This is a genomic window from Heyndrickxia coagulans 36D1 (assembly GCF_000169195.2).
Classification (GTDB): domain Bacteria; phylum Bacillota; class Bacilli; order Bacillales; family Bacillaceae_C; genus Weizmannia; species Weizmannia faecalis.
In genome coordinates, this window is sequence record NC_016023.1 from 1,549,625 (window position 1) to 1,566,292 (window position 16,668).

The 16,668-nt window shown below is 46.9% G+C and carries 17 protein-coding genes; all 17 read left to right on the forward strand.

Annotation, left to right across the window (positions count from 1 at the left end):
- Positions 1 to 473: 473 nt before the first annotated feature.
- The 17 genes from rpoE (at position 474) to prmC (ending at position 16,660) form a co-directional block, all read left to right on the forward strand.
- On the forward strand, positions 474 to 1,058 hold the full coding sequence (gene rpoE / locus BCOA_RS24515) for a DNA-directed RNA polymerase subunit delta (protein ID WP_014096735.1): 585 nt from the start codon (positions 474 to 476) through the stop codon (positions 1,056 to 1,058).
- 230 nt (positions 1,059 to 1,288) lie between these two features.
- On the forward strand, positions 1,289 to 2,890 hold the full coding sequence (locus BCOA_RS24520; protein ID WP_014096736.1) for a CTP synthase: 1,602 nt from the start codon (positions 1,289 to 1,291) through the stop codon (positions 2,888 to 2,890).
- A gap of 269 nt (positions 2,891 to 3,159) precedes the next feature.
- Complete coding sequence (locus tag BCOA_RS24525) at positions 3,160 to 3,561, forward strand: GntR family transcriptional regulator (RefSeq protein WP_014096737.1); 402 nt, start codon at positions 3,160 to 3,162, stop codon at positions 3,559 to 3,561.
- Complete coding sequence (locus tag BCOA_RS24530; protein ID WP_014096738.1) at positions 3,558 to 4,247, forward strand: ABC transporter ATP-binding protein; 690 nt, start codon at positions 3,558 to 3,560, stop codon at positions 4,245 to 4,247. Before BCOA_RS24525 ends, BCOA_RS24530 begins: the two co-directional genes overlap by 4 nt.
- Positions 4,244 to 5,077, forward strand: a complete 834-nt coding sequence (locus tag BCOA_RS24535) for a hypothetical protein (RefSeq protein WP_014096739.1) — start codon at positions 4,244 to 4,246, stop codon at positions 5,075 to 5,077. The genes BCOA_RS24530 and BCOA_RS24535 overlap by 4 nt, the downstream gene beginning before the upstream one ends.
- A 12-nt stretch (positions 5,078 to 5,089) precedes the next feature.
- A complete protein-coding gene (locus BCOA_RS24540; protein WP_014096740.1) occupies positions 5,090 to 6,235 on the forward strand; it encodes a hypothetical protein in 1,146 nt (381 codons plus the stop codon).
- 194 nt (positions 6,236 to 6,429) lie between these two features.
- Positions 6,430 to 6,795, forward strand: coding sequence for a response regulator (locus tag BCOA_RS24545; RefSeq protein ID WP_013860752.1), 366 nt, complete (start codon positions 6,430 to 6,432; stop codon positions 6,793 to 6,795).
- A 211-nt stretch (positions 6,796 to 7,006) separates the two neighbouring features.
- Positions 7,007 to 7,864 carry a class II fructose-bisphosphate aldolase gene (locus BCOA_RS24550; protein WP_014096741.1) on the forward strand — a complete coding sequence of 286 codons (858 nt, stop codon included), beginning with the start codon at positions 7,007 to 7,009 and terminating at the stop codon, positions 7,862 to 7,864.
- 302 nt (positions 7,865 to 8,166) lie between these two features.
- On the forward strand, positions 8,167 to 8,814 hold the full coding sequence (gene fsa / locus BCOA_RS24555) for a fructose-6-phosphate aldolase (RefSeq protein WP_014096742.1): 648 nt from the start codon (positions 8,167 to 8,169) through the stop codon (positions 8,812 to 8,814).
- A gap of 181 nt (positions 8,815 to 8,995) precedes the next feature.
- The gene (locus tag BCOA_RS24560; protein WP_014096743.1) at positions 8,996 to 10,282 is read left to right on the forward strand and encodes a UDP-N-acetylglucosamine 1-carboxyvinyltransferase; all 1,287 of its coding nucleotides are present in this window, start codon (positions 8,996 to 8,998) and stop codon (positions 10,280 to 10,282) included.
- 109 nt (positions 10,283 to 10,391) lie between these two features.
- The gene (gene glpX / locus BCOA_RS24565; RefSeq protein WP_014096744.1) at positions 10,392 to 11,357 is read left to right on the forward strand and encodes a class II fructose-bisphosphatase; all 966 of its coding nucleotides are present in this window, start codon (positions 10,392 to 10,394) and stop codon (positions 11,355 to 11,357) included.
- A 434-nt stretch (positions 11,358 to 11,791) separates the two neighbouring features.
- The gene (rho, locus tag BCOA_RS24570; RefSeq protein ID WP_013860747.1) at positions 11,792 to 13,072 is read left to right on the forward strand and encodes a transcription termination factor Rho; all 1,281 of its coding nucleotides are present in this window, start codon (positions 11,792 to 11,794) and stop codon (positions 13,070 to 13,072) included.
- A gap of 159 nt (positions 13,073 to 13,231) precedes the next feature.
- Positions 13,232 to 13,432, forward strand: a complete 201-nt coding sequence (gene rpmE, locus BCOA_RS24575; protein ID WP_013860746.1) for a 50S ribosomal protein L31 — start codon at positions 13,232 to 13,234, stop codon at positions 13,430 to 13,432.
- Positions 13,433 to 13,548: 116 nt separating this feature from the next.
- Positions 13,549 to 14,121, forward strand: coding sequence for a thymidine kinase (locus tag BCOA_RS24580; RefSeq protein WP_014096746.1), 573 nt, complete (start codon positions 13,549 to 13,551; stop codon positions 14,119 to 14,121).
- A gap of 65 nt (positions 14,122 to 14,186) precedes the next feature.
- Complete coding sequence (locus BCOA_RS24585) at positions 14,187 to 14,576, forward strand: hypothetical protein (RefSeq protein WP_014096747.1); 390 nt, start codon at positions 14,187 to 14,189, stop codon at positions 14,574 to 14,576.
- Positions 14,577 to 14,726: 150 nt separating this feature from the next.
- Positions 14,727 to 15,797 carry a peptide chain release factor 1 gene (gene prfA, locus BCOA_RS24590; protein ID WP_014096748.1) on the forward strand — a complete coding sequence of 357 codons (1,071 nt, stop codon included), beginning with the start codon at positions 14,727 to 14,729 and terminating at the stop codon, positions 15,795 to 15,797.
- A gap of 11 nt (positions 15,798 to 15,808) precedes the next feature.
- A complete protein-coding gene (gene prmC, locus BCOA_RS24595; protein WP_026104501.1) occupies positions 15,809 to 16,660 on the forward strand; it encodes a peptide chain release factor N(5)-glutamine methyltransferase in 852 nt (283 codons plus the stop codon).
- The last annotated feature ends 8 nt before the right edge of the window (positions 16,661 to 16,668 follow it).

Consider the following 16,668-nt stretch of genomic DNA (forward strand, 5'->3'; position numbering starts at 1 on the left):
CGAAAATAAATTTTCTTTCCACATAGAATTCTGTTGTTTCTTTCTACCAGATGGATGTAAAATGGACAAGGATATAGGAGATGTGCTTGAATAGGCGGAAGGTGGGAGTAGGACTCGTCAATCGCTTATTTTTTCAAGGGATGTGGACTGTTTGTTTTCTTTCATCAAAATTTTACTATCATGCAGCGGTATGATCGTTTTTTTGCTGGCTGGGTATTATTTATACAGTAAAGAACTTGGTGCCATCCCTTTTTTAATCCTCTCTTTTTTTCTGTTTTATCTTGCATACCGGCTGATGAGGACACCGGGCCGCTTAAAAATCCGGGATAAAAAAAGCCGGAAAAGGCCGCGGGGCTAGCATAAACGTTTGCTTTTTGTATATAATGGTAAATATGTTTTCTATTAAATCATGCAAAGATTAGCATTTGCCTGCCATATAGCAGTTTTGATCAATGAGAAAGGGTGTGCGACGCGTGAGCTTGCGACAGTTGCCGAAAGAAGAACTGAAGGAAATGTCTTTTATCGAGTTGGCGGAACAAATATTGGAGGAAAAGAAACAAGTGACTTCCTTCCAGGACTTGCTTGCGGAAATCGGCGCGGTTTTAGGATTGCCGGAAGAAGAGACCGAAAGAAAAATGATCCAGTTCTATACGGACTTAAACATTGACGGGAGATTTATCAGCCTGGGGGACAACACTTGGGGTCTCCGCGCCTGGTACCCGGTTGACCAGATTGACGAAGAAGTGACCCACACCGTGAAAACAAAAACGAAGCGGAAAAAAGCGAAAGTTGTCGAGGAAGAAGAGGACATTATTGATGATGAGGACCTCGATCTTGAGGATATCGATGATGTCGTCGAAGATGATGATGAGGATTTTGCCGACGAAGACGAGGAAGATGAAGATTTGGCCGAAGACGAAGATTTGGCTGACGATGAGTTTTCTGATATCGATGAAGATGAAGATGATGATGAAACTTTCGAAGACGATGAACTGCTCACGGATGATTTCGACATTACTGAAGACGAAGAAGAGGAAGACGCTAACGACAAAGATTAGTCTTGACTTCTTTCCAGGACAACGGTATTATTATGTTTGGGCTCCTTTGAAAAGGACGGAATATCGCAAAATAAATCAAGCTCCCCCTTGCAACCCGTATTGCAAGAGGGGCTTTTTGTTTTTTACAGGACTGATTTAAAAAACGATTCATACCAGACCCAAGCCCTTAAAAATGGATGAAGCCGTGTATTGGGGCAACAATAATGTTACATTACAGGAGGGGACAACACGTGACAAAATATATCTTTGTAACAGGCGGGGTCGTTTCCTCGCTGGGAAAAGGGATTACTGCGGCATCGCTCGGGCGGTTGTTAAAAAACCGCGGGTTGAATATTACGATCCAGAAATTTGACCCGTATATTAATGTTGATCCGGGGACGATGAGCCCGTACCAGCACGGGGAAGTGTTTGTAACGGACGACGGCGCGGAAACCGACCTTGACCTCGGCCATTATGAACGTTTTATTGACATTAACTTAACAAAATACAGCAGCGTCACGACCGGTAAAGTTTATTCCGAAGTCATCCGGAAAGAACGACGCGGCGAATATCTCGGCGGCACCGTACAGGTCATCCCGCATATTACCAATGAAATCAAAGAACGTGTCTTTCGTGCTGGAAAAGTAACCAATGCAGATGTCGTCATCACCGAAATCGGCGGGACGGTCGGTGATATTGAATCGCTTCCGTTCCTTGAAGCAATCCGGCAAATCAAAACGGATGTCGGCATTGACAATGTCATGTATATCCATTGTACATTAATTCCTTATTTAAAAGCATCGGGCGAAATGAAGACGAAGCCGACCCAGCATAGTGTAAAAGAATTGCGCGGCCTCGGAATCCAGCCAAATGTCATTGTCGTCCGGACGGAAATGCCGATCTCCCAGGATATGAAGGACAAGATTGCATTGTTCTGCGATATCCAGCCGCGCGAAGTGGTCGAATGCATCGATGCCGATACGTTATATGCCATTCCGCTCATGCTGCAGGAACAAAAACTGGACCAGCTTGTTTGCGACCATTTAAAACTGCAGTGCCCGGAAGCAGATATGGCCGAATGGAGAGGGCTTGTTGACCGGGTGCGCAATCTGAAAAAGACGGTAAAAATTGCGCTTGTCGGCAAATATGTGGCACTCCAGGATGCCTATCTTTCCGTTGCAGAAGCGCTCAAACATGCCGGCTACCAGTTTGATGCAGATATTGATATTGACATGATCAATGCCGAAGAGGTGGACAGGGAAAATGTGGCGGATCTGCTGAAAGATGCGGACGGCATATTAGTGCCGGGCGGTTTCGGCGATCGCGGCATCGAAGGGAAAATTCTTGCCATCCAGTATGCCCGTGAACACAAGATTCCGTTTCTCGGCATCTGCCTTGGTATGCAGCTTGCATCGGTCGAATTTGCCCGCCATGTCCTCGGTTTGAAAGATGCGCACTCCTCGGAGATCAACCCGGATACGCCTTATCCGGTGATTGACCTTTTGCCGGAGCAAAAAGAAATTGAAGACCTCGGCGGTACGCTTCGCCTCGGGCTTTATCCTTGCCGGCTTGTGAAAGGTACGAAAGCGTATGAAGCTTATCAGGATGAAGTCATTTATGAGCGCCACCGCCACCGTTATGAATTTAACAATCAATTCCGTGAACAGATGGAAAATGCCGGGTTCACGTTCTCAGGGACAAGCCCGGACGGCCGGCTCATTGAAATTGTCGAGCTGAAGGACCATCCGTGGTTCGTTGCTTCCCAGTTCCACCCGGAATTTACCTCGCGCCCGACACGCCCGCAGCCTTTGTTTAAAGGGTTTATCGAAGCGTCGATCAAGGGGAAACAATAAACTCGTCCCTTTGGAAGTGCTCCATTTTTCCAAAGGCACCTAAATGAAAAAAGCGGTGAGAGACCATTATGCTTGGTTTCTCACCGCTTTTTTGCATCCCGTTTTTTTCATACAAAAGCCCGGAATTTTTTTCGGGTTTTTTATAAAAAACCATTGACGGAGAAGTGTATGAACGATATGATACACATATCAGCTGTATGAATGTATTAATACGATCATTTTGACGTTCGTGTATGAAGCCCTTCATACACATGGAGAGATGAAAAAGGATGGGGGCGATTCAGATCATCGCAGAGATTAAATGGAATAACCGCGATCCTGTCTACATCCAGGTTATCCACTATTTTAAAACCCGGATTGCGTCAGGGAGCCTTGAGGCGGGACAGGAAATTCCATCGCGGCGCGAACTTGCAGCCATGTTAAAAATCAATCCGAATACCGCGCAAAGAGCGTATAAAGAAATGGAGGAGCAAGGTTTGATCCACACAGAACGCAATCTTCCGAGCCGGATTACAACAGACCGGGAAGTGCTTGCCCGGGTACGGGAAGAACTGATCCAGTCAGCATTGGCTGATTTTCTGGATGCGATCCGCCCGATGGACATTCCGCTGGAGGAGCTATTGGAGCTGGTAAAAAGGCAATACCGCGGGCAAAAGGGGGGCCGGGCATGATTGAAGTTATGGAAGTTACGAAAAAATACGGGCGAAAAAAAGTGCTTGATTCGCTTTCTTTTACAGCAGAAAAAGGGGAAATTACCTGTTTGATCGGGGTGAACGGGACAGGCAAAACAACCACTTTAAAAGCGATTGCAGGGCTTGTCCCGGTCAGCAAAGGAAAGATTCTGATCGACGGGGAACCGTACAACAAACATATTTACGAGAAGCTGGCATTCATTCCGGATGCGCCCATCATGCTGCCGCGGATGAAAATCAAAGATGCCATTCTTTTTATGCGAGATTATTATCCGGACTGGAATGCATTGCGCGCAAAAGACTTGCTTTATTTTTTCAAACTGAATGAAAATGACCGGATCGGTGACCTTTCGAAAGGAAACATGGCAAAAGTGAATTTGCTGCTTGGGCTATCGCTCGATGTCGATTATGTGCTGATGGATGAACCTTTTTCGGGCATTGATATTTTCAGCCGGGAACAAATTGCAGATGTGTTCGCAAGCGGCCTGGTTGAAAACCGCGGGGTGTTGATTACCACACATGAAATCAACGATATTGAGCATCTATTGGACAAAGTGGTGCTGCTCGGGGACGGGAAGGTTTTAAAAGAATTTTACACGGAAGACATTCGCCAAAGCGAAGGGAAATCCGTTGTCGATATAATGAGGGAGGTATACCGGCAATGAAAAGTTTTGTAAAACTCGTCAACTTCGAAATCAACCGTTTTGCGAAAATCTACTGGTCTTTGGTTGCAATCACCATCCTTTCACAATTTACGGCCGTTTTTTTGACGGTGCATCGTTACATCACTAAAGCAAATGAGATCATGTATCATCAGTCACTGCCAAAGCTGGCATACGTAAAGCATTATGGTTCGATCGGCTTTATCGACTGCTTTGGTTCGATTTGGTTCATGGGGCCGATTGCGCTTTGTGCGGCGGCCATGATGTTTTATATATTCCTGATTTGGTACAGGGACTGGTACGGTAAGCATACGTTTATATACCGGCTTTTGATGCTTCCTGTTGAAAGATGGAATCTCTATTTGGCGAAAGCGGCAAGCATTTTGCTGATGGTGTTTGGATTTGTTGCTGTTCAGATTGTTTTGCTGCCGGTTGAACATTTCTTTTTTAATGCTATTACACCGGGCATTTACAGGATGGATATGACGGTCATAGATGCTGTCTTAAGTTTTCCCTTGTTTAACCTGCTCCTTCCTAGTACAGTGATAGACTTTCTCTTACATTACGGGTTAGGGTTTACAGTGGTCCTTGTGATCTTTACGGCCATCTTATTGGAAAGAAGTTTCCGCATGAAGGGGGTCTTGCTCGGCCTGCTTTTCGGCTTTCTCTCGTTCGTTTTATTTTGGACGCCGGATTTCCTCTTTGATATATTGCTGCCCGGTGTTTTGTACCAATCGGAATTGTTATGGATTGAAGTGGCCATGACTGTCATCATCGCGGGGTATTCCATCCTGCTGGGGGGATACTTGATCAAATACAAAGTAACGGTGTAAGGGAGAGATACGATGAGACGCTATATAAATTTATTGGTGATTGTGGTTGCGGTTGTGGCGGCGATTCCCTTTTTTTACACCGCATTGGCCGCTGACAAGGATCCGGGGCTTATGCTGAAAAAGATAAGCGGAAATGAAAAAGAAATCCGAAATGTTAAAATCACTGCTCTGGATAACCAGGAAAACCATTTGAATCGCATGTTTTCGATTACTTCATCTGGAAGCCGCTATTTAGGAAGGGAATCTTCTTTTTCGCTACTAGATGAAGACCCCGATTGGTACAAGCAGTATGTCAAGCAGTACCCCCGATTTATGAGGGGAAAGACCAATCAAGGCGGCTTTTATGAGGATAGACAAATGATTGCTTATGCGGACATCATTCCGCAGCCGCTTCACCGGTTCGATAAAGAACTGTATGTCGAGGTGCTGGATAAGAAAACAAGAAAAACAGAAACAATGAAGAGGAAGGTGCAGGGTTTTTCAAAACAATCTTTTCCATCGGTTTGGGATGTGCAAAAAACCGGGAATGAGCTGAAAGTAGCGGCAGCCACAGATGGAGATATCCGCGTATATCGTGTCAGCCTGCCGGACAAGAAAATAACCGGAGGCAAATGGATTACACAAAGAGGACAGACGGGGAGAATGGCTCAATATACCCAGCTCGCAGAAACCGACATGAACAAGCCCAACCATATACTGGCATATCAAGAAGAGAAAGTGGACGATGACGGTTCAGTAAAGGAAATGAATACCGTCATTTACAAATATTACACAAATGAAACGAAAAAACTCAAGCCACCGATAAACATTCCGCTGCGAAACCGCGATAATTGGAAATATGTTTACAACGGAAAGACGGTTTATATGGCAACCGGGGGAAAGAAAGGAGGCGCGCGCCTTTTAACCTTTGACGGGAATGGAAAGCTGAAAGCAGACAAGACATTTGCTATCAAGTACCAGAGTACGGGCAACCCCATCCCTGAAATCAAAAACGGCAGGTTGTACTTCCTTATCCCGAACGATTCCCGGGAAAAAGCGTGTCTCCTGTATGTGTTTGACATTTCAAGCGGCAAGCAGCTGTACAGTGGAAAAGTGGTTCAAAAAGGAAAACGAATTAACCCCCGGTATGTGGAAGGGGTTAAGTTGACGATAGAATAAAAGGGGGGCCTTCCCCTTTTATTTTTTTTGCCGCTTTTCCGCCTCCGTCTATGATCATTTAATTTGCCACTTGCATAAGCAGGAAAAAAGGAACAAGAAGTAGAAATAGTTTAACATACATAAAGCAAGTGAGTAATGCCAGGCAAAAATACATACAAATTTTGTTAAAACTGATCAGCTGATGGAGGAGAAAAATGAGAGAGCCGAATATTTTAATTGTTGACGACCAATTTGGCATCCGGGTTTTGCTTACGGAAGTGCTGCAGAAAGAGGGCTACGAAACCTTTCAGGCGGCAAACGGCCCCCAGGCACTTTCGCTGGCTGCAAACCATGAAATCGACCTTGTCTTGCTGGATATGAAAATCCCCGGCATGGACGGCATTGAAATTTTAAAAAAGCTGAAAGAAATGAAACCGGATATCCGGGCCATCATTATGACCGCTTACGGCGAACTGGACTTGATTGAGAAAGCGAAGGAGCTCGGGGCACTGACCCATTTTGCAAAGCCGTTTGATATTGACGACATCCGCAAGGCAGTGAAAAAATATTTGGCAATGTAAGCGCATGAAGTGAAAAAAGTGCTAAACCGTAAAATTTTGATAATTTTATTTCTTTTTACCGACAAATAAAGTTCATTGGTAAATGCCGGTTTTGTTTGTTATGATTGTTAAGGAATGATCAATAGGCTACTATGATGTTATGAAGATTGTATATCATAAAAATGATAACCTCGGGCAATCTTTTTAACGCAAATGATAAGGAGGAAAATTCATGCCTTTAGTTTCCATGACTGAAATGCTGAATAAAGCAAAAGAAGGGAAATATGCGGTAGGGCAATTCAACGTCAATAACCTTGAATACGCCCAGGCCATTCTGATGGCTGCAGAAGAAGAAAAATCCCCGGTCATCCTCGGTGTTTCCGAAGGAGCAGGCCGTTACATGAGCGGTTTTAAAACCGTTGTAAAAATGGTTGAAGGTTTAATGGAAGACTTGAATGTTACGGTTCCGGTCGCGATCCATCTTGACCACGGTTCAAGCTTTGAAAATGCAAAGAAAGCCATTGATGCAGGCTTTACTTCTGTAATGATCGACGCTTCCCACCATCCGTTTGATGAAAACGTGGAAATTACTTCTAAAGTGGTGGAATATGCGCATGCCCACGGCGTATCTGTGGAAGCAGAACTCGGCACTGTCGGCGGCCAGGAAGACGATGTTGTCGGAAAAGGCATCATTTATGCGGATCCTGAAGAATGTAAAAAGCTGGTTGACGCGACCAAAATCGACGCTTTAGCACCGGCTCTTGGTTCGGTTCACGGCCCTTACCACGGCGAACCAAACCTTGGCTTCAAAGAAATGGAAGAAATCAGCAAAATTACCGGCATGCCGCTTGTACTTCACGGCGGGACAGGCATCCCTGAAGCTGATATTAAAAAAGCTATTTCTTTAGGTACTGCGAAAATCAACGTGAATACGGAAAACCAAATTGCTTCCGCGAAAACGGTTCGTGAAGTATTGGCAGCTGATCCGGATGTATACGATCCGCGCAAATACCTCGGGCCTGCACGCGAAACGATTAAACAAACCGTTATCGGCAAAATCCGCGAGTTCGGTTCTAACCAAAAAGCATGATCGTTTTAGATTAGCCGAGAACACGCATGCCTTAAGGATGAGTGTTCAAGATAAAAAAGGTCTGGCGCTGCCCCGTGCGTGCCGGGCTTTTTTGGTATGGCGTTTTAAAATGCGAATGGCTTCAGGCGTTTAGATTTGGGCTTTTTTAGGGAAACAGGTTCAAACGCCCGAAACAAGAGGGTTTATAGTCGTTTTTTGGATAGGCACCAGTGAAAAAAACGGTTGTTTTTCTGAACTTTCTTTTCGTTCCGTGGTATAGTGGAAATGGATACATAGGAACCATAAAAGGAGATGGAAGCAGAATGAAATTTTTTATTGATACTGCCAATTTCGAGGAAATCAAAACCGCAAATGAATGGGGGATTTTGTCCGGTGTAACGACAAATCCGTCGCTTGTGGCAAAGGAAAATGTTTCATTCCATGACCGGTTAAAAGAAATTACGGCGCTCGTGCCTGGTTCTGTCAGTGCTGAAGTCGTTTCCGAAGATGCGGAAGGTATGGTGAAAGAAGGAAAGGAACTGGCGGCTATTGCTCCGAATATTACAGTCAAAGTGCCGATGACGCCGGAAGGAATGAAAGCCGTTCATCAATTGGCACAGGCAGGCATCCGCACAAATGTTACCTTGGTTTTCAGCAGCAATCAGGCGCTTTTGGCGGCAAGAGCGGGTGCAACGTATGTTTCGCCGTTCCTTGGCAGGCTGGATGATATCGGTCATGACGGCATCCACCTGATTTCCGAGATTGCCGAAATTTTTTCCATCCATCAAATTGATACGGAAATTATCGCAGCTTCGATCCGCCACCCGCAACATATTACACAAGCGGCGCTCGCAGGGGCGCATATCGCAACCGTCCCGTTTAAAGTGCTCACACAGCTGTTCAAGCATCCATTAACGGACAAAGGGATTGAACAATTTACACGCGACTGGAACAGCCGTACAGCAAAATAACGGAAATATTTAAAATTGCTCTTTATTTCTTGCTTTCTCCGGGACAGTTTGATTTTCCGCCTGTTCGGCAATCCTGTTGCTGGGATTCATATTGTTTTTTCGGGGCTTTCGGACTCAGTTTGCGAAACGGCCATTTACAGCCGGAATGTACATCCATACCCGCTAAAGAAGGGAGCTTAATATGGAAAAGCTAAAAATTGCCGGGGGATATCCTTTGAAAGGCACCATTAAAGTGAGCGGCGCAAAAAACAGCGCTGTCGCTTTAATACCTGCTACCATCCTCGCGGAATCTCCTGTAACAATAGAAGGCTTGCCTGAAATTTCCGATGTCCGGACATTGACCGGCCTGCTGGAAGAGATCGGGGCAACGGTTACGTCAGAGGACGGGGAAATTACGGTCGATCCCCGCCATATGATCTCGATGCCGCTGCCCAATGGCAGGGTGAAGAAACTGCGTGCCTCATACTATTTAATGGGCGCGATGCTCGGCAGGTTCAAAAAAGCTGTCATCGGGCTGCCGGGCGGGTGCCATCTCGGACCGCGGCCGATCGACCAGCATATTAAAGGTTTTGAAGCATTGGGCGCAAAAGTGACAAATGAGCAGGGTGCCATCTATTTAAGGGCGGATGAATTGAAAGGTGCCCGTATTTATCTGGACGTTGTCAGTGTCGGGGCAACGATCAATATTATGCTGGCTGCCGTTAAAGCAAAGGGAAGGACAATCATTGAAAACGCTGCAAAAGAGCCGGAAATCATTGACGTAGCCACACTTTTGACAAATATGGGCGCAAAAATTAAAGGCGCCGGAACAGATGTCATCCGGATTGAAGGCGTAGATCATTTGAGCGGCTGCCGGCATACGATTATTCCGGACAGGATCGAAGCCGGTACGTTTATGATCCTGGCGGCGGCCGCGGGTGAAGGAGTACTTGTTGACAATGTCATTCCGCATCATCTCGAGTCGCTGACCGCAAAGCTCAGGGAAATGGGCATACCTGTGGAAACCGGGGATGAACAGATTTTTATCGGGAAAGCAGACAAGCTGAAACCCGTTGATATTAAAACGCTCGTTTATCCGGGGTTTCCGACAGATCTGCAACAACCGTTCACCACGCTTCTGACAAGAGCAGAAGGGACGTCCATCGTAACCGATACAATCTATTCCGCCCGCTTTAAACATATTGACGAGTTGCGGAGAATGAGCGCCAATATTAAAGTGGAAGGACGGTCTGCGATTGTAAACGGTCCGGTCCGGCTTCAAGGGGCAAAGGTGAAAGCGAGTGATTTGCGTGCGGGTGCTGCCCTTGTCATTGCCGGCCTGATGGCAGAAGGCGTGACAGAAGTGACAGGCGTTGAACATATCGACCGCGGATACAGCTGCCTCGTGGAAAAACTAACCGGACTTGGTGCTGCTGTTTGGCGGGAAGGCATGTCCGAAAAGGAGATGGAACACCTGAACCATTCCTAGCGAACAACTGCCGGCTCCCCCATAAATAGAAAAAAACAGAGAAATTATGACACAATAATTTTTTAAATGTGATATACTAATTAAAAATCTATTTATGGGGGTAGTGAAATTGGAAAGAAGTTTGTCAATGGAATTGGTTCGCGTCACGGAAGCTGCAGCACTTGCATCCGCAAGATGGATGGGGCGCGGATTGAAAGATGAAGCGGATGATGCGGCAACGTCCGCGATGCGTGATGTGTTCGACACCATTCCGATGAAAGGCACTGTTGTCATTGGTGAAGGGGAAATGGATGAAGCACCAATGCTGTACATCGGGGAAAAACTCGGGAACGGATACGGCCCCCGCGTTGACATTGCAGTTGACCCGCTGGAAGGAACGAATATTCTTGCATCCGGCGGCTGGAATGCGCTCAGTGTGCTGGCGATAGCAGATCACGGACATTTGCTCCATGCGCCGGATATGTACATGGATAAAATTGCTGTCGGCCCTGAAGCAGTCGGCATGATTGATATTAATGCGCCGATTATCGATAATTTAAAAGCTGTGGCAAAGGCAAAAAATAAAGATATCGAGGATGTGGTGGCAACAGTTCTGAACCGTCCGCGCCATGAAGAAATTATTGCGCAGCTCCGTGCTGCAGGCGCCCGGATCAAACTGATCAATGACGGGGATGTGGCAGCTGCCATTAACACGGCATTCGACCATACCGGTGTAGATATTTTGTTCGGATCGGGCGGCGCGCCGGAAGGGGTTATTTCAGCAGTTGCGCTGAAATGCCTCGGCGGCGAGATCCAGGGACGCCTTCTGCCGCAAAACGACGCGGAGCAAGAACGCTGCCTGAGCATGGGGGTTGACATCAATAAAGTGCTGATGATGGACGACCTTGTGAGCGGGGATGACGCCATTTTTGCTGCGACCGGCGTAACCGACGGGGAACTTTTGCGCGGTGTCCAATTTAAGGGCCAGTACGGATCCACCCATTCTGTCGTCATGCGTGCAAAGTCGGGGACGGTCCGCTTTATTGAAGGGCAGCACAGTCTGAAGAAAAAGCCGAACCTTGTGATCAAAGCGTAAATCTCCGGGGGACCATGCAGCTATAGCGGCGGGGGAAGGGCGGAAGTGCCGCCTTCCCTCCCATTTTCAACAAAGTTTTTTACCTCTTATGCTATTTTTAGTTGATTTCTCTTCTGTTTCAGGGTTAAAATGATTATGATTTTATTTATAAATATTCAATTGTTTGTCTTCTTTTTCTTCCGTACATGGTGCGGCTCCATAGATGCACGTGCTGCAACATTGCCTCTTTGCAGACAGCTCATGTTTTCTATCTATGCGCAAAGCAAAACTGTGGATGTTCATATCTTGCCTTCACATTCCTTTATTTTTAGCCTGTTCTGTTCCATTGGTATACCGGTATAGTTTTAAGCGCCGGGAACAAATGGAAAATTTTGATGTAACGGAAGAAACAGACTGCTCTACCCGACTGTAAATTGAAAAAGTGTGGTGTTTTTATGGAAAGTTTATCAATATCAAGTCTGGAAAATATGACGTTAAAAGAGCTTTATGCCCTTGCAAGAGAGTATAAAGTATCCTACTATAGCAAACTGACGAAAAAAGAGTTAATTTTTGCGATTTTAAAAGCACGGGCAGAGCAAGAAGGGTATTTCTTTATGGAAGGCGTGCTCGAAATCATCCAGTCGGAAGGATTCGGATTCCTGCGCCCGATCAACTACTCCCCAAGTTCGGAGGACATTTATATTTCTGCTTCGCAAATCCGCCGCTTTGATTTAAGAAACGGCGATAAGGTTTCCGGCAAAGTCCGGCCGCCGAAAGAAAACGAACGCTATTACGGCTTGCTGCATGTGGAAGCGGTAAACGGCCAAAACCCGGAAACCGCTAAGGAACGGGTTCATTTTCCGGCTCTGACGCCGCTTTATCCGAACCGGCAGATTATCCTTGAAACGGCTCCCGAAAAACTGTCCACCCGGATTATGGATTTAATCACCCCGGTTGGTTTCGGGCAGCGCGGTTTGATTGTGGCGCCGCCGAAAGCCGGTAAAACGATGCTGCTGAAAGAAATTGCCAACTCTATTACCGTGAACCATCCTGATGCGGAATTGATCGTTCTGTTGATTGATGAACGGCCGGAAGAAGTAACAGATATTGAACGTTCCGTGCATGCGGATGTCGTCAGCTCGACCTTTGACGAAGTGCCGGAAAACCATATCAAGGTTGCGGAACTCGTATTGGAAAGAGCGATGCGCCTTGTCGAGCATAAGCGCGATGTCGTCATTTTAATGGACAGCATTACGCGCCTCGCACGCGCCTATAACCTTGTGATTCCGCCGAGTGGGAGAACGCTTTCAGGCGGGATTGACCCGGCTGCGTTCCATCGTCCGAAACGGTTTTTCGGGGCGGCGCGTAATATTGAAGAAGGCGGCAGCCTGACAATTTTGGCCACCGCGCTAGTCGATACCGGATCACGCATGGATGATGTGATTTATGAAGAATTTAAAGGCACCGGGAACATGGAGCTCCATCTTGACCGCTCCCTCGCTGAAAAGCGCGTTTTCCCGGCCATCGACATCCGCCGTTCCGGTACAAGGAAAGAAGAACTGCTGCTTTCGAAAGACCATCTCGAAGTGCTGTGGGCGATCCGCAAATCGATGTCCGATTCTCCGGATTTTGTCGAAAAATTCTTGCGCAAGCTGAAACAATCCAAAACAAACGACGAGTTTGTGGAAATGATCAAAGCAGACTTGAAAGTATCATCGTCAAGGCGTGTAATATAAGGAAAAATAAGGAAGAACTTTTTTCAGGCAGTGATGTTGCATTTCCACTTCGGACTTGCTATACTAAGCATAGTGTGTTTATGAAATTTTACAGGTCGTGTCCCGTAAAACAATAGAACTCTGTTTCGCAATGACTCAGGGCTGAAGGAGATGAAAAGCATGAAACCAGGAATTCATCCAGAATACAAAAAAGTAATGGTCAAATGTGCGTGCGGCAACGAATTCGAAAGTGGTTCTGTAAAAGATGAACTGCGCGTGGAAGTATGTTCCGAATGCCATCCATTCTATACAGGACGCCAAAAATTCGCGACTGCTGACGGACGTGTTGATCGCTTTAATAAAAAATACGGACTTAAATAAAAGAATCCATGAAAAACAGGCGATGCGTTTGCCTGTTTTTTTTATGGGATTCCGGTTTGCCCGGACGGATTTTTCTGATCCTAAAACCATATTTGTTGAAATAAGGAGCGGGAACGATGGCACAGCTATTTTTCAGATACGGCGCAATGAACAGCGGCAAATCGATTGAAATATTGAAAGTTGCCCATAACTATGAAGAACAGAATAAACCGGTCCTTATCTTTACATCGGGTATCGATACGCGCGATGAAGAAGGCTATATTTCAAGCAGAATCGGTTTGCGCAGGAAGGCGATCCCGATCTACGATGATACGGATATTTTTGAAATGGTGAAAGGGTACAATCCCCCGCCATACTGCGTCCTGATCGATGAAGTCCAGTTTTTGAAAAAAAGACATGTGCTGCAGCTTGCCCGTATTGTCGATGATTTGCATATCCCGGTAATGGGGTTTGGCCTTAAAAATGATTTTCAAAATGAACTTTTTGAGGGCAGCAAATACATGCTTTTGTATGCGGATAAAATCGAAGAAATGAAAACGATCTGCTGGTTTTGCGAGCGGAAGGCGACGATGAATTTGCGCGTCGATGAGAACGGGAAGCCGGTGTATACAGGGGACCAGATCCAGATCGGCGGGAATGACACGTATTATCCTGTTTGCCGCAAATGCCACGACCATCCGCCGCTGTGACGGCACGTGGTCCGTAAATAAACCTCCGTCCGAAGGGAAACCTACTGGAAAAGGAGGTTTTTTTTATGGCAAAACAGCTGATTTTCCTCTGCCTGGCCATGCTGCTCTTAGCAGGTTGTACGGCCCAAAACCGGACCCGTGAAGCTGCGCCGGATCGTATTGAGACGAGGCCGTTAAGCACGGCGGATACGCAAAAGGCCGGGCAAAGAAACGGGGATGCTGGCAGGGCAACCGCTGTAAATGCGGATATCGAAAGGGTGCGGGAAGCGGTTTGGAAGATGGACAGCGCCGTCCCCCATTCGGTATATGTGAACGGGAAAGATATGTGGGTCAATGTTCACACGGAGGAACAGCTGAACCACAGGGAAAGAATGAAAAAAGCAGCGGACATCCGCAGCCAGCTTTTGAAAGTGGCGCCCCGCTACAACGTTCATGTCCGAATAGACGTGAAATAGGAAATCATCCCGGAAAAAGGCGTTTCAGCAGCTGTTTTCATGTTCCGCTTTAAGTTTCCCCGTGCGTATACTATAATAAATTTGTTATGTCTGAGGGCGGATTTTGCTGTTATCGGAACGGGAATACGTTGTGAAATGAGGTGGGGTTCGATGTTCGATCGGTTGCAGGCCGTGGAAGACCGGTACGAAAAGCTGAACGAGTTGTTAAGTGATCCTGAGATCGTCAATGATCCGAAAAAACTGCGGGAGTATTCGAAGGAGCAGTCGGATTTACAGGAAACCGTGCAGGTGTACCGTGAATATAAAGAAGTGCAAAAACAGCTCCAGGATGCAAAGTCGCTTCTTTCGGAAAAACTCGATCCTGAAATGAAGGACATGGTGAAAGAAGAGATCCATGAGCTCGAGTCAAAAATCCCGGAATATGAAGAGCGCCTGAAAATTTTGCTCCTGCCGAAAGACCCGAATGACGAAAAAAACGTAATTGTGGAAATCCGCGGGGCAGCAGGCGGGGATGAGGCCGCGTTGTTTGCAGGCGACCTGTACCGCATGTACATGCGTTATGCCGAATCGCAAGGCTGGAAAATCGATGTGATTGAAGCCAATGTCACGGGGATCGGCGGGTACAAAGAAATTGTGTTTATGGTGAACGGCAAGGGTGCGTATTCGAAATTGAAGTTTGAAAACGGGGCTCACCGGGTGCAGCGTGTGCCGGAAACGGAATCGGGCGGGCGTATCCATACGTCAACGGCAACGGTTGCGGTTTTGCCGGAAGCGGAGGAAGTCGAAGTGGATATCAATGAGAAAGATATCCGGGTCGATACATTTGCATCAAGCGGGCCGGGCGGGCAAAGCGTCAACACGACGATGTCAGCTGTGCGCCTGACCCATATTCCGACCGGGATTGTCGTGTCTTGCCAAGATGAGAAATCGCAGATCAAAAATAAAGAAAAAGCGATGAAAGTGCTGCGTGCCCGCATTTATGATAAATTTCAGCAGGAAGCGCAGGCGGAATATGACGCCAACCGGAAATCTGCCGTTGGAACGGGGGATCGTTCCGAGCGGATTCGTACGTACAATTTTCCGCAAAACCGTGTGACGGACCATAGGATCGGGTTAACGATCCAAAAGCTTGACCAGGTGCTTGATGGCAAACTCGATGAAATCATTGATGCCCTCATTCTTGAAGACCAGTCAAAAAAACTGGAGAGTGTGAATGGCTGATGGATAGGAACATAAAAGTGTATGAAGCCTTGCAGTGGGCTTCTTCTTTTTTAACGGAAAACGGCCGCGACGCGCAAGCCGGGGAGATCTTGCTCGGACATTTTCTGGATATGGATCGCACCCGCCTGCTTTCCAACTTGCGGATGGTTTTGCCTCCGGATGTGGAGGCGAAGTTCCGGCAAGCGGCAGAAGCCCATGCAAAAGGGGTTCCGGTCCAGCATATTACGGGCTATGAAACCTTTTACGGACGAAAATTTTTTGTCAACGGGGATGTGCTCATTCCGCGCCCGGAAACGGAAGAACTAGTGCAGGGTGCAATCGGACGGATCCGCCGTCATTTCGGGGAAACAAAAGGGCTTAAATTGGCAGATATCGGGACAGGGAGCGGCATTATCGCGACCACAATTAAATTGGAGTTGCCGGAGCTTTTGGTGTACGCCTCCGATATTTCGGAAAAAGCGCTTGCCGTAGCTGAAAAAAACGCTGAAGCCCTGCATGCGGATATCCGGTTTGTGCACGGAGATCTGCTCCAACCGTTTATACACGGCGAGAAATTGGACATTGTTTTATCCAATCCGCCGTATATCCCGGAAACGGACCGGAGCTCGTTATCCGTTGTGGTGCGCGACCATGACCCTGAAACGGCCCTGTTTGGCGGAGAAGACGGCCTTGCGTTTTACCGGCGCTTTATGGAAACATTGCCGTCTGTTTTAAGCAAGCGGGCGCTCGTCGGTTTTGAAATCGGGTCAGGCCAGGGGGAGCGCGTTTCCTGCTTGTTGCGGGATACATTTCCGGAAAGCGTTGTGGAAGTGGTCCGCGATATCAACGGCCATGAGCGGATGGTGTTTTGCGAAAAAAATTAGCTTTTTTT